This is a genomic window from Nonomuraea sp. NPDC049486, assembly GCF_040676925.1.
Lineage (GTDB): Bacteria > Actinomycetota > Actinomycetes > Streptosporangiales > Streptosporangiaceae > Nonomuraea > Nonomuraea ferruginea.
This window is the reverse complement of sequence record NZ_JBFAPV010000021.1, coordinates 39,095-51,767: the sequence shown is the minus strand read 5'-3', so window position 1 is coordinate 51,767 and position 12,673 is coordinate 39,095. Positions and strand designations below refer to the sequence as shown.

The following is a 12,673-nucleotide window of genomic DNA, read 5'->3' as shown; positions in this document are numbered from 1 at the left end:
AGCTCGGCCCGGGATTCACGGGTGCGCCGTCGAGACCCGCTCCACCAGGTCAGGCTGGAAGACCACGTGACGGTGCTCGTGGCCGCCGGGGCTGTCGGCCTCCTCCAGCAGCATCAGCGCCGCGGTGCGGCCCAGCTGCTCGCGCGGCTGGCGGATCGACGACAGCGGCACGGCCGCCGCCGCGGCGAAGTCGATGTCGTCGTACCCGAGAATCGCCACGTCGGCGGGGACCCGCAGGCCGCGCTGGGTGAGCTCCTGCAGCACGCCCATCGCCACCAGGTCGTTCGCGCAGAACACGGCAGTGGGCCGCTCCTCGCGGGGCAGGCCGGCCAGCTCCTTGCCGGCCTGGCGGCCGGTGGCGACGGTGAGGTCCGGCAGCGGGATCACGGTCAGCTCGCTGTCCGGGCCCAGCACACCGGCCAGGCCGTGGTGGCGGTCCTCCACCTGGCGGACGGGGAACGGCCCGCCGGCGAAGGCGATCCGCCGGTGACCCCGGTCGAGCAGGTGACGCCCGGCGAGCCGGCCGCCGAGCACGTCGTCCACCGAGACGGCGCACCCGTAGGAGTGGCGCGACGAGCTGTCGAACGTCACCACAGGGATGCCCCGGGAGATCAGCCCGCCCAGTCGCTCCCGCTGGCCCGAGGCGTTGACCGGGGTGATCAGCACGCCCAGCGGGCGCTCCTCCTCGAACATGCGCAGCAGCCGCGCCTCCCGGGCGGCGTCCTTGCTGCTGTTGACCACCATCACGTTGACGTCCACGTCCTGCGCGGCGGTCTCGACGCCGTTCAGCACGTCGATGAAGAACGGGTTGGTCAGGTCGAGCGCGACCACGGCGATCGTCGTGCTGCGCCCGGCCCGCAGCTGGCGGGCGGACCCGTTGCGGACGTAGCCGAGCTGGACCACCGCCGCCTCCACCCGCATGCGGGTCTCCCTGGCCACCATCTCGGGCCGGTTGAGCACGTTGCTCACGGTGCCGACGGAAACCCCGGCGAGTCGGGCGACGTCTTTGATGCTCGGCATCGTTCCTCGGTCATGAAGTGCGGCGGCGCTTGAACCGTATCAATGCTACGGGCGCCCCCGAGAGACCGCGTCTCAGCGCGGATCGCGCCGCAGCGGATGCTCGGGCGGCACCTCCACCAGCACGATCCGGTGCCCGTCGGGGTCGGCGATCCAGAACTCGACCAGCCCCCACGGCTCCCGCCTGGCCTCGCGCAGCACGGTGACGCCCGCCCGCCGCAGCCGCTCCTCCTCCCGGCCCACGTCGCGGACCTGCAACCACAGCATCATGCGCTCGCCCGCCGGTCCGCCGGAGTGCCCCGACAGTTCGAGGAACCCCTGCCCGAGGAAGAAGACCACGCCGGGATGGTCCGGCGGGCCGAACTCCCGGTAGACGGCCAGGCCGAGCGTCTCGGCGTAGAAACGGCGGCTGCGCTCCAGGTCACCGGGGCGCAGCAGTACGCGGCTGCTCAGCACTTCCATGACCCGGACCGTTCCCCGCCGGCACCGGATCAGACGCCGCCGGTCAGGACGGGCGGCGCGCGTACACCTCGATCTCGATCTTCATGCGCGGGTCGGCGAGCCCGCAGACCAGCATCGTCGCGGCCGGGCGGACCTCGCCGAAACAGCGGCGCAGCGCGGGCCAGCAGGGCTCGAAGTCGGCGCGGTCGGGCAGCAGGTAGCGCACCCTGACCACGTCGCCGAAGCCGCACCCCGCCTCGGCGAGCGCCGAGCCGATGTTGCGCAGGCACTGCTCGGCCTGCTCCACCATGTCGCCGGAGATCGTCATGGTGGCGTAGTCGAAGCCGGTCGTCCCGGACACGTGCACCCAGTCGCCGTCCACCACGGCGCGGGCGTAGCCGATCTGCTCCTCGAAGACCGAACCGCTGAGGATGGCGCGTCGCTCTGTCATGCGCGGCACGATAGGTGATCGGCGGCGATACGTCGAAGACGCGTGGACTCATGGACTGATATCTCTGGGCGTATGGACCGTCCCGAGCTTCCGCTGCACCACCTGCACGCGTTCGCCGTGCTCGCCGAGGAACTCCATTTCGGCCACGCGGCCGTCCGCCTCGGCATCGCGCAGCCGCCGCTGAGCCAGCAGATCCGCCGCCTGGAGGAGAGGGTCGGCCACCCGCTCTTCCACCGCGAGCCGGGCCGGATCTCCCTCACCGCCGCGGGCCGGGAGCTGCTGCCGGCCGCCCAGCGGGTCCTCGCCGGCGTCGCGGCCGGGCTCGCCGCCGCGCGGGACGCGGGAAGCGGGCGGACCGGCCGGCTGCGGATCGGGTTCGCCGCCTCACTGGCGCTGACCGTGCTGCCCGGCCTGCTGCGCGCCTTCCTGGAACGGTTCCCCGAGGTGCGGCCCGACATCCGCGAGATGACCACGGCCCCGCAGCTCGCCGCCCTGCACGACGGGACGATCGACGTCGGCCTGCTGCGCGAGCCGCACTCCGGTGAGGCGGAGCTCGGCTTCGCGACGGTGCTGACCGAGCCCTTCGTCGCCGTCCTGCCGTCCGCGCATCCGCTGGCGTCCCTCCGGTCCGTCCCGCTGGCGCGGCTGGCGGACTCGCCGTTCGTGCTCCTGCCCCGCGCGGCGGGGCCGGGCCTGTACGACCAGATCACGGACCTGTGCGCCGGCGCGGGCTTCACCCCGCGGATCGGCCGGCACGCGGTGGAATGGCTGACCGTGTGCGCCCTGGTGGAGGCCGGGCTGGGCGTGTCACTGGCCCCGGCGAGCATCCGGCGCGTCCGGCTCGCCGGGGTCGCCTTCCGCGCGATCACGCCCGGCACGGCCCGCACCCGCGTCGCCGCCGCCTGGCGCCGTGACGACCCGAACCCGGTAGTCGCCAACTTCCTGGCGACGCTGCCCTGACGAGGGGGTCACGCGACCTTGGCGGACGGCGCCTTCCACGTGTTGCACGCACCCGGCTTGCCGGCCTTGTGGCCCTGCCCGGCCCAGTGAGCACGGTTGGCGGGCTTGCCGTCGTTCTTGGCGAACCTGGCATACGCCTTGGGCTGAGCGGACTTGAGGAAGGCCGGCCAGTCCTTGACGGTGCGGCCCAGGCTCTTCACCGACACGCCCTGGAGGCAGTCGGACTGCAGGCCGTACCGGCGGTTCTGCTCGTTCATCACCTTCTCCGAGCCGTCGTTCCGCAGCGCCCACCAGGCCCGGCCGATGCCGGTCTGGCCGAGGACGACGCCGCTCCACGTCCGGGTGAGCGAGGAGAGGATCTTGTCGTCCTTCTTCGCCCTGATCCAGTCGTCGGCCAGCCGCACCTTGATGACGGTGCCGCAGACCTCGGAGAAGGACTCGCGCAGGTCCATGCCGCTGGAGCAGGACTGGAGGTCGTCCTTGGCCCTGAACTCCACCTTGACCGGCTGGAAGTCCTCGATGGCCGGCTTCCACGCCTTGTTGAGACAGCCGACGAGCTTGGTGATGTACGTCCTGGTCGAGGCGGCGGTCGTGCCCTTGGCCGCCCCGCAGGAGACCTTGGGCAGCTTGGCCGCCTTGTAGAGCGCGTTATGGGTCAGTTCAGGGGCGCCCTTGACCGGGTCGGCGTGGGCCGCACCTGACAGAAGCACCACACCGGCGGCCACCGCCGCCGACAAACGAATGATCATGACGCGGAATCGTACGGCCCGCGCCCGTGGAATGGCCAGCCGTCACGTCACGTCACGGGTGATCATGACCGGGCAGGGCGCGTGCTGGGCACAGTACTCGCTGGTGGACCCGAGCAGGACGCCTTCCAGCCGGCTGCGGCCGTGGGAACCCAGGACGAGCAGGTCCGCCTCGGCGCCGAGCCTCGTCAGCACGTCGGTGGGGTGGCCCTGGACGACGAGGGGCCGGGCCTTGACCCCGGTCTCGGCCAGTTCGCGGTCCAGCGTGCGCTCGCCCCACTCCATCAGCCGGTCGGTGTCGGGCTTGACCAGTTCGACCCCGACGGAGTCCCAGTGCACGGCGTGCACGGCGTGCAGGTCGACGCCGCGCAGCGCGGCTTCCTCCGCCGCCACCCGCAGGGCGTGCCGGGCGTGCTCCGATCCGTCGACCGCGGCGATCACGTGGCTGTGCGAGTCCGACAGGCGCGGCAGGTCCGGGACGACGGTCACCGGGCACGGCGCCTGGTACAGGCAGGCCTTGCTGACCGAGCCGAGCAGCAGCCCGGCGAGCCGGTTGTGGCCCCGCGAACCGACGACGAGCAGGTCACCGGGGGAGCAGGCGGCGATGAGGCCGGCCGAGGCACCGCCGTGGCCGAAGCGCGGTTCGGCGTAGCCCCGGATGATGTCGCCGGCCGCCCGGCGCAGGTCTTCCTCGGTCTTCTCGTCCGTCGCCGATGTCCGGTCCGGCAGGATCGTCCAGGGCTGGAGCTCGGCGCGGTGCAGGCGAGCCTGGCCGAGCGCCCACCCGAGCGCCCTGACGGAGCCCGGCGAGCCGTCGAATCCGGCGATGACGCGTTCCACGGAAATGTCCTCCTTGGCGTGGTGGAGCAGATGATCTCGCGGCGTGGTCGCTTGTCGAGGGCGGTGGGGCGCCCCATACCCCGGGTCACGCTCCGTACGCGGCTTCCTTGATCCCGGTGGAAAAGGACTTTGGTCCTTCCCGAGATGACCTTCGGCCCCCGACCGGCGGCCTGAGCTCGCCCTACGTTGGTCACGTCCCTCCCGGAAGTGGAGCAACCGCCCGTGCCGACGACCCGTGCGCACCCCGGCCCCCGCCTGGCCGCCGGGCGGCTCCCCCTGCTGGCCGGGGCCGCGGTGGCGCTGGTCGCGGGCCTGTTCGGCGGAGTGGCCCTGCTGGTCGCCTGGTTGCCGGCCCCCGCGGCGTTCACCGAGCAGCACGGGCCGCTGATGGCGCTGGGCTTCCTGGGCACGCTCATCTCGCTGGAACGCGCGGTGGCGCTCCGGCAGCTCTGGGGATACGCGGCCCCCGCGCTGTCCGCGTTCGGGGCGGTCGCCCTGGCCGCCGGCGCCGAACAGGCCGGCAAGGCGGCGCTGACCGCCGCCGCGGGCTGGCTGGTGGCCGTCTACGTCGCGCTGCTGGGCCGGCGGGTGAGCCGCGAGACGCTCATGCAGCTGGCCGGCGCGCTGGCCTGGTTCGGCGGCGGCCTGCTGTGGCTGGCCGGACGGCCGATCCCGGAGCTGGTGGTCTGGTTCGCCGCCTTCCACGTGCTGACCATCGCCGCCGAACGGCTGGAGCTGGCGCACGTCGTCTTCCTGCGGCCCGGGGCGTGGGGCGGCCTGGTGGCCGCGGCCGCGCTGGTCGGCGGCGGCGCCCTCGTCTCGCTCGCCGGCCCGGCCATGGGCGCGCGGACGGCCGGGGCCGGGATGGTCCTGGTCGCCGTCTGGCTGGCCTGGCGCGACGTGGCCCGCCACACCGTCCGCGGCTCCGGTCTGCCCCGGTACGCGGCCGTGTGCCTGCTGGCCGGCTACGCCTGGCTCGGCGTGGCCGGAGTCCTGTGGGCCGCCACCGGCCTGTCGTCCGGCCGCTACCTGTACGACGCGGCCCTGCACGCGCTGTTCCTCGGCTTCGTGATGTCGATGGTCTTCGGCCACGCCCCGGTGATCCTGCCGGCGGTGCTGCGGGTGCGGCTCCCGTACCGGCCCGTTCTGTACGCGCCGCTGACGCTGCTGCACGTGGCCGTGGCCGCCCGGGTCGCCGGTGACCTGGCCGCCCTGGACGCGGTGCGCACATTCGGCGGCGTCCTGGCCGTGTTCTCCCTGCTCTTGTTCGCCGGATGCGCGGTCGCGGCGTCGCGCTCGCGGACCGGTCACGATAAGGAGGTGCCGGCGGTGAACCCCGTCGAGATCCGTAAGGGGCCGGGTGCCCCGAGCACGCCGCCGCAGCGCCCGCGCGCGTCGTGGCACCTGCGGGCGAACGCGATCGTGGTCGGCTGGCTGGCCCTCACCGTCGCGGTGGCGCTGGCCGGCGACGTGCTGCCGGCGCCGCGCTGGCTGCTGATCCACGTGTTCCTGCTCGGCGGGGTCTCCACCGCGATCCTCATCTGGAGCGAGCACTTCACCGTCGCGCTGCTGCGCACCAGGACCCCCGCGCAGACGGCGAGCCTCGCCCGGCTCGCGCTGCTCAACGCCGCCACGATCGCGATCCTGTACGGGGTCGCCGCCGGTCCCTGGCAGCTCGCCGCGGCCGGCGCGGGCGTGGTGGTGGTCGTGGTGCTGTGGCACGCGTACGTGCTGGTCGCGCTGCTGCGCCGGGCCCTGCCCGGCAGGTTCGGGCACGTCATCGGCTGGTACGTGAGCGCGGCCGGCGCTTTGGCGGCCGGTGGCGTGCTCGGCGGGCTGCTGGCCGCGCACGTCCCGCACGCCGATGCCCACGAGCGCATGCAGGCCGCGCACGCCGAGGTGAACCTGCTCGGCTGGGTGGGGCTGACCGTGCTCGGCACGCTGTTCACGCTGTGGCCGACCGTGCTGCGCACCCGCATGCCCGACCGGACCCGCCGGGCCTCCAGGATCGGGCTGTGGCTGGCCGCCCCCGGTCTGGCGGTGACCGTGGCCGGGCTGCTCACCGGCTGGCGGTGGGTCGCGGTCGCCGGGCTGGCCGCCTACGCGGCCGGCACCGTGGCGGCGCTGGCACCGCTGGCCGAGGCGGTGCGCCGGCGGCGCCCGCACACCGGGGCGGCCTGGACGATGGGAGCGGGCGTCGTCTGGTTCGGGATCGCGCTGGCCGCGAACCTGGCGATCGTGGCCACCCGTCCGGCCGCCGAGGTCACCGCCGGGCTGGATCCGCTGCTGCCGCTGGTGCTCGCCGGGTTCGTCGCCCAGGTGCTGCTCGGCTCGCTGCTGCACCTGCTCCCTGCGGTGCTGGGCGGCGGCCCGGCCCGTTTCAAGGAGAACGCGGCGCTGCTGGAGCGCGGCTGGGCGGTGCGGCTGGCGGCCTTCAACCTCGGGGTGCCGCTGCTGGCGCTGCCGGTGCCCGCGCCCCTGCGCCTGCTCGGCTGGGCACTCGTGCTCGCCGCGACCGCCGCGTTCGTGACCCTGGCCACGACCGCCCTGACCCGTTCCCGAGCGCTCGGGCGTACGCGCCCCGCAGCCGAGAAGACAACCGTCACGACGCCAGGCCACGGCCCCACCAGCGGCGGCGCGACGCCCCTCATCGGACCCGACGGCGGCGTGATGAGCCCCATTGGACCCAGCGGCGCGACGCCCCTCATGGGACCCGGCGGCGGCGCAACGCCCCTCATCGGACCCGACGGCGGCGTGATGAGCCCCATTGGACCCAGCGGCGCGACGCCCCTCATGGGACCCGGCGGCGGCGCGACGACCCGCCCCGGACCCGGCGGCGGCGCGATCGCAGGAGGCGCTTCCGCCGACGGCGCGTCCCGCAGCGCCTCTGCTGGCGACGCGTCTCGCGGCGCCTCCATCGGTGGCGCGACGGCCGCCGACGCCGCCCCAGGCGCCGCCGCAGGCGCCAGCGGCGGTGACGGTGATGGTGATGGGACTGGTGGTGGGTGGCTGCGGGCTTGGCCCGGGCTGGCCGGGGTGGTGGCGGGGATTCTGCTGACGGCGGCGGCGGTCGTGGTGTCGACGACCGGTGGTGAAGGGACGGCGGAAAGGGTCACCGCTACGGGGGCGCGGACGGTCGAGGTGACCCTGGCCGGGATGAGCATCAGGCCCTCGGTGATCGAGGCCGCGCCCGGCACCGTGCTGACGCTGCGCGTCACCAACACCGACGCCCAGCGGCACGACCTGCGGTTGGCCACCGGCGAGCGCACCCCGCTGCTGGGCCGCGGCGAGAGCGCCACGCTCACGCTGCCGCCCCTGGCGGAGGCGGTCGACGGCTGGTGCACCGTGGCCGGGCACCGCGCCGCGGGCATGGCCATGCGCGTCGTCCTCGCCGGCACCGCGCACGGCGGCCACGCCACCGGCGGCGACACCGGCGGCGACACCGGCGGCGACACTGCGGCCCCCGCCCGCCTCGACCTGTCCGCGCCCATGTCACCGGAATGGACCCCGCACGACGCGACGCTCAAGCCCGCGCCGGGAGGCGTGGAGCACCAGGTCGAGATCCGCGTGGACGACCAGGCCGTCCAGGAGGTCGCGCCCGGCGTGCGGCAGCGCGTGTGGACGTTCAACGGCAAGGTCCCTGGCCCGGTGCTGCGCGGCAAGGTCGGCGACATCTTCACGGTCACGTTCGTGAACGGCGGCACGATGGGCCACGGCATCGACTTCCACGCCGGGGCGAACGCGCCGGACGAGGTCATGCGCAGCATCGAGCCGGGCGAACGCCTCACCTACCGCTTCCGCGCCGGGCACGCCGGAGCCTGGCTGTACCACTGCTCGACCATGCCGATGACGCAGCACATCGCCAACGGCATGTACGGCGCGGTGGTCATCGATCCGCCGGAGCTGCCGGAGGTGGACCGCGAGTACCTCCTGGTGCAGGGCGAGCTCCACCTCGGCGAGCCGGGCAGCGACGCCCAGGTGGCCAAGATCCGCGAGGGACGTCCCGACGGCTGGATGTTCAACGGCACCGCCGCCGGGTACGACCACGCGCCGCTGGCGGCGAAGGCCGGGGAGCGGGTGCGGATCTGGGCCGTCGCCGCAGGTCCCAGCTCGGGCACGGCACTGCACGTCGTGGGGGCGCCGTTCGACACGATCTACAAGGAGGGCGCGTACCGGCTGCGGAAGGACGACGCGGGCGGCGCGCAGGTGCTGGATCTGGCCCCCGCCCAGGGCGGCTTCGCCGAGCTGGTCTTCCCGGAGGCGGGCACGTACCCGGTCGTGGACCACACGATGCGGCAGGCGGAGGCCGGCGCGCACGGCCTGTTCAAGGTGAGCGCCCGCTGACCAGGGCCACGCCCGTCCCGCACCCCACAGCTGCCCACGTCGTGGGCGCCCCAGCGGCGGTGGAAGTCGTCGCCGAGGGTGGACAGTTCGCCGACCAGGTCGAAGCTGCCGGCGGCGCCGTCGAGGAAGGTGAAACGGGCGAAGTTCGGCGGCCGGGTGAGGTGGGCGCAGACGTCAGGCACGCAGACGTCAGGCACGCAGACGTCAGGCACGCAGACGTCAGGCACGCAGACGTCAGGCACAGGGCGCGGCCCAGGAGGTTGGCGGTTCCGACCGGTCGTTGCCGACGATCGCCGGGGCGGTGGTGAGGGTGTCGAACATCCACTGCAGGCCGGGGCGTGTCGTCGGCTGCGTGGGGCGGCGGCGCGGGATGGCGTTGCCGCCGTTGGCCTCGTGCGCGAGGCGCGGCAGGTGGGCGCGTTCGAGCTTGGCGTAATACTTCACGCTCATCCCGGCATACTTCACGCTCATCCCGGCACGCTCGGGAGTGATCTTGGCGCGCCGGGAGGTGAGGAATTCGCGCACTTAGGATGGCCGGGTGTTCGCCCAGGCCGCCGTCGAATTCGGCGAGCGTCGCTCTGAGGGATGCCGGTCGTGCTGTGGCTCGGCGACCAGGCCGTCACTTTGATCGACCCGCCGCCGTCGCGGCAGTTCGCCGCGATTTTGGCGTTGACCGTGCGGCTGACGGACGCGACCGGCCTGGACGGGCACGCCGAGGCGGGCGAACGGGTCACGGTCCGGATCGAGCCGGCCGCGACCGGCTCTTGACCATCACGGCAGCCCTTGTGGCGCTCTGGCCGAGGTGGCCGGGCCTTGTGGTCAGGGACGGCCGATGCGGACCTTCCAGACAGTCGGTCCCGACTCGAGGTACTCCCAGGTGAACTCGCCGGGGTGCTCGGCGGCGAACTGGTAGTAGAGCGGTTTCGGGTCATGGTCGTTGACCAGCACGAACGCCGTACGCGCGGTCAGTTCGCCGAACGTGGCGAAGATCTGCTCGTGGCGCTGCGCCGGGACCAGCCGGCGCACGTCGAGCTCCGGCGACTCGGCCGGGGCCCGCTCCTCCTCGACGGCCTCGACGGTGTCCGGCTCGCCGCCGAGGACCTCCTGCATGCCCTTGAGCAGGGCGGCGAGGTCGACTCCCGCGTCCGCCAGCGCGGGCAGCAGGATCTCGTTCTCCTTCTCCACGTGGCTCTGGAAGACGGCGTTCAGCGCCGTGGCGGCGGCGGAGATCTCTCCCGGGGAGCCGGCCGAGGCGAGGTCGCCGACCAGCTCGCGCAGCGTCAGGTGCTCGTCGTGCATCGCCCGCACCAGCAGCCTGGTCCTGGGCAGGTCGGCGGCGACGCGGTACACCGTCTCCTCCTCCGCCATGGCGTGCGGGAGCACCTCCTGGTTGCAGAAGTCGACCAGCACCCCGCGCCGGGCCGCGGGCGACGCCAGACGGTCGATCGAGCGGCTGATGGTGAGCGCGTGGTCGGACATGGTCCGGCCGAGCTGGTCGTGGTGGGCGCGGATCGTCGCCAGCACACCGTCCTGAGTGCCGCGGTCCGTGGATGCGGTCATGGGTTCAGCCTTTCTGTCGGGTGAGCAACGGGGCGCGGCCGCGCGTACTCGGCATGCTGAAACGCTAGGCCGCGGTTCCGGCCCGTGTCACCGGCTACAAGTCACCGGGCGGGCGGGCACTAGGACCCCGATTTCCGGGCCCTTCGCCTCTGGCGGGCGACGGCTCACGTGGCCTGCAGGTCACGCAGGCCCGGCTCCTCGGCCAACCGGCCGGCCTGCACCCAGTACCAGCCGAGCGAGGCGGTGAACCGCTCGGTCAGCCGCGTGTCGCCCAGGCTCATGGCGGCATCGAGCGCGCCGCGCAGGTTGGCGGCCTCGGCGTCCAGCCGCCGGATCCAGCGGTGCCGCGCGGGCCCGCTCCGGTAGGACTCCGCGCACTCGGCGAGCTGGGTGTAGTAGGTGGCGTACCAGCTCAGGACGCGGTCGTGCTCGCCTGCCTCGCGCAGGCGCTCCAGCCCGTACGCGGCCACGGACTCCAGCAACCGGTACCTGTCGCCCGACCGTACGATCAGCGACCGGTCCACCAGCCGGGCCAGCAGATTGGCGACGTCGTCCGGCGCCAGGTCCGACCCGCGGACGGGCGGCGCTCCCTCGATCGGCAGAGGCACGGCGCAGACCCGCTCGGCGGCCTCCAGCGTGCAGCCGCCCACGTGGACGGCCAGGCGGCGCAGCACCACGCGTTCGGGCTCGGTGAGCAGCTCCCAGCTCCAGTCGAGTGCCGCCCTGAGGGTCCGCTGGTGGGCGGGGCCGGCCCGGCGTCCCGCCGACAGCAGCCGGAAGCGGTCGTCCAGCCGCGCCGCCAGGGCCGCCACGCCCAGCGAACGCGTCCGGGCGGCGGCCAGCTCCAGCGCCAGCGGGATGCCGTCGAGGCGGCGGCAGATCACCTCGGCGGCGTCGGCGTCCGCGGCCGTCAGCGCGAAACCCGGCTGCGCGTCGGCGGCCCGGGCGGCGAACAGCCGCATCGCCGCCCATACGTCCAGCGGCGGCACCTCCCGCACCACCTCGCCGGTCACCCCCAGAGGCTCCCGGCTGGTGGCGATCACACACAGCCCGGACCCACCGCGCAGCAGCCGCTCCACAAGCTCGGCCACCGCCTCCACCACATGCTCGCAGTTGTCGAGCACCAGCAGAGCCCGTCGATCGCCGAAGACCGCGGCGATCGACTCCCCCATTCCGCCGGGCACCCCCGGCACGGTCGCGCCCGCGCCGCCGCTGATCACTCCGCGCGTTGTCCCGTCGGCTTCGCCGTCGCCGGTCATGCCGGGTGCCGCCCCCGCGCCGCCGTCGTCGCGTACCCCAAGTGTCGTCGCGATGGTTTCGGCCACGTCCGGGCCCGCGGTGACCGATGACAGCTCCACCAGGTACGCGCCGCCGGGGAAGTCGCCGGCGAGCCGGTGGGCGGCAGCCAGGGCGAGGCGGCTCTTGCCGACGCCGGCCGTGCCGATGAGCGTCACGAGCCGGGTCGTGGGTGGCAGCGCGGCCAGTTCGTCGAGGGCCTCGTCGCGGCCCACGAGCTCGGTGAGCGGTTCGGGCAGCCGGGCGGGGGCGGGCGCCGGGACGACCGCCGGGCGGCGCAGGCCGGGGCTCTGCTCCAGGATCGCCTGGTGGAGAGCGGCGAGCTCGGGGCCGGGGTCGAGGCCCAACTCGTCGCGGACGCGCTCACGCAGGGACCGGTAGACCTCCAGCGCCTCGGCCTGCCGTCCCGAACGGTAGAGGGCGCGCATGAGCAGGCCGTGGAAGCGTTCCCTCGTGGGGTGCTGAGCGGCGAGTTCGGCCAGCTCGCCGATCTGGGACGAGTCCTGCCCGAGAGCCAGCCGTACGTCGGCGTAGTCCTCCAGAGCCGTCAGCCGCTGCTCCTCCAGCCGGGCCGCGGCCCCCCGCACGAGCGGTTCGCCGGGGAAGCCGGCGAAGGCCGGGCCGCGCCACCATGACAGCGCCTCGGCCAGCAGGGCGGCTCTCTCCCGGGGGTCCCTGGAGGCCCCGGCCCGGCCGGCGGCCTCGCGGAAGCGGCGGGCGTCGGTGTCGCCGTCGACAAGGTAGCCGGGCGACCGCGTGACGATCAGCTCCCTGGCACCCGGCTCCGCCTCGTCCAGCGCCCTGCGCAGCTGCGACGCCTTGGCGCGCAGCGCGCCCAGCGGGTTGCCCGGCGGCTCCGGCCCCCACAGGTTCCCGATCAGCCGGTCGGCGGCCACGACCTGCCCGTCTCCGGCGAGCAGGCAGGCCAGGAGCGCCCGTACCTTGAGCTCGGGCACGCGCACGGCACGCCCGTCGTCGGCGATCACCTCGAGCGGCCCGAGTACGGCGAAGCGCATGG

Annotated in this window: 11 protein-coding genes; 3 read left to right on the top strand and 8 right to left on the bottom strand. The window is 74.1% G+C overall.

Annotated elements, in window-relative coordinates:
* Positions 1 to 15: 15 nt before the first annotated feature.
* The 3 genes from AB0K05_RS39945 to AB0K05_RS39935 form a co-directional block, all read right to left on the bottom strand.
* On the bottom strand, positions 16 to 1,020 hold the full coding sequence (locus tag AB0K05_RS39945; RefSeq protein ID WP_364236445.1) for a LacI family DNA-binding transcriptional regulator: 1,005 nt from the start codon (positions 1,018 to 1,020) through the stop codon (positions 16 to 18).
* Between the two features lie 72 nt (positions 1,021 to 1,092).
* Positions 1,093 to 1,479, bottom strand: a complete 387-nt coding sequence (locus AB0K05_RS39940; RefSeq protein ID WP_364236442.1) for a VOC family protein — start codon at positions 1,477 to 1,479, stop codon at positions 1,093 to 1,095.
* 43 nt (positions 1,480 to 1,522) lie between these two features.
* Positions 1,523 to 1,909 carry a RidA family protein gene (locus tag AB0K05_RS39935; protein ID WP_364236439.1) on the bottom strand — a complete coding sequence of 129 codons (387 nt, stop codon included), beginning with the start codon at positions 1,907 to 1,909 and terminating at the stop codon, positions 1,523 to 1,525.
* A gap of 72 nt (positions 1,910 to 1,981) precedes the next feature.
* Between AB0K05_RS39935 and AB0K05_RS39930 the strand changes: the two genes are divergently transcribed.
* Entirely contained in the window at positions 1,982 to 2,869 is an 888-nt protein-coding gene (locus AB0K05_RS39930; RefSeq protein WP_364236437.1) for a LysR family transcriptional regulator, read from the top strand.
* A gap of 8 nt (positions 2,870 to 2,877) precedes the next feature.
* On the opposite strand, the gene AB0K05_RS39925 is transcribed toward AB0K05_RS39930, so the two are convergent.
* Both AB0K05_RS39925 and AB0K05_RS39920 read right to left on the bottom strand, forming a co-directional pair.
* Positions 2,878 to 3,618 (bottom strand): hypothetical protein, encoded by a 741-nt coding sequence (locus AB0K05_RS39925; RefSeq protein ID WP_364236435.1) that lies wholly within the window; start codon positions 3,616 to 3,618, stop codon positions 2,878 to 2,880.
* Between the two features lie 42 nt (positions 3,619 to 3,660).
* The gene (locus tag AB0K05_RS39920) at positions 3,661 to 4,455 is read right to left on the bottom strand and encodes a universal stress protein (protein ID WP_364236432.1); all 795 of its coding nucleotides are present in this window, start codon (positions 4,453 to 4,455) and stop codon (positions 3,661 to 3,663) included.
* A gap of 222 nt (positions 4,456 to 4,677) precedes the next feature.
* On the opposite strand from AB0K05_RS39920, the gene AB0K05_RS39915 reads away from it, so the two are divergent.
* Positions 4,678 to 8,799, top strand: coding sequence for a multicopper oxidase domain-containing protein (locus tag AB0K05_RS39915; protein WP_364236430.1), 4,122 nt, complete (start codon positions 4,678 to 4,680; stop codon positions 8,797 to 8,799).
* 234 nt (positions 8,800 to 9,033) lie between these two features.
* On the opposite strand, the gene AB0K05_RS39910 is transcribed toward AB0K05_RS39915, so the two are convergent.
* A complete protein-coding gene (locus tag AB0K05_RS39910; protein WP_364236428.1) occupies positions 9,034 to 9,270 on the bottom strand; it encodes a hypothetical protein in 237 nt (78 codons plus the stop codon).
* Between the two features lie 114 nt (positions 9,271 to 9,384).
* Here AB0K05_RS39910 and AB0K05_RS39905 point away from each other — a divergent pair, with 114 nt between their 5' ends.
* Positions 9,385 to 9,567 (top strand): hypothetical protein, encoded by a 183-nt coding sequence (locus AB0K05_RS39905; RefSeq protein ID WP_271279406.1) that lies wholly within the window; start codon positions 9,385 to 9,387, stop codon positions 9,565 to 9,567.
* Between the two features lie 51 nt (positions 9,568 to 9,618).
* On the opposite strand, the gene AB0K05_RS39900 is transcribed toward AB0K05_RS39905, so the two are convergent.
* Positions 9,619 to 10,359, bottom strand: coding sequence for a DUF2249 domain-containing protein (locus tag AB0K05_RS39900; protein ID WP_148031814.1), 741 nt, complete (start codon positions 10,357 to 10,359; stop codon positions 9,619 to 9,621).
* 164 nt (positions 10,360 to 10,523) lie between these two features.
* On the bottom strand, positions 10,524 to 12,671 hold the full coding sequence (locus tag AB0K05_RS39895; protein WP_364236424.1) for a BTAD domain-containing putative transcriptional regulator: 2,148 nt from the start codon (positions 12,669 to 12,671) through the stop codon (positions 10,524 to 10,526).
* Positions 12,672 to 12,673 lie beyond the last annotated feature (2 nt).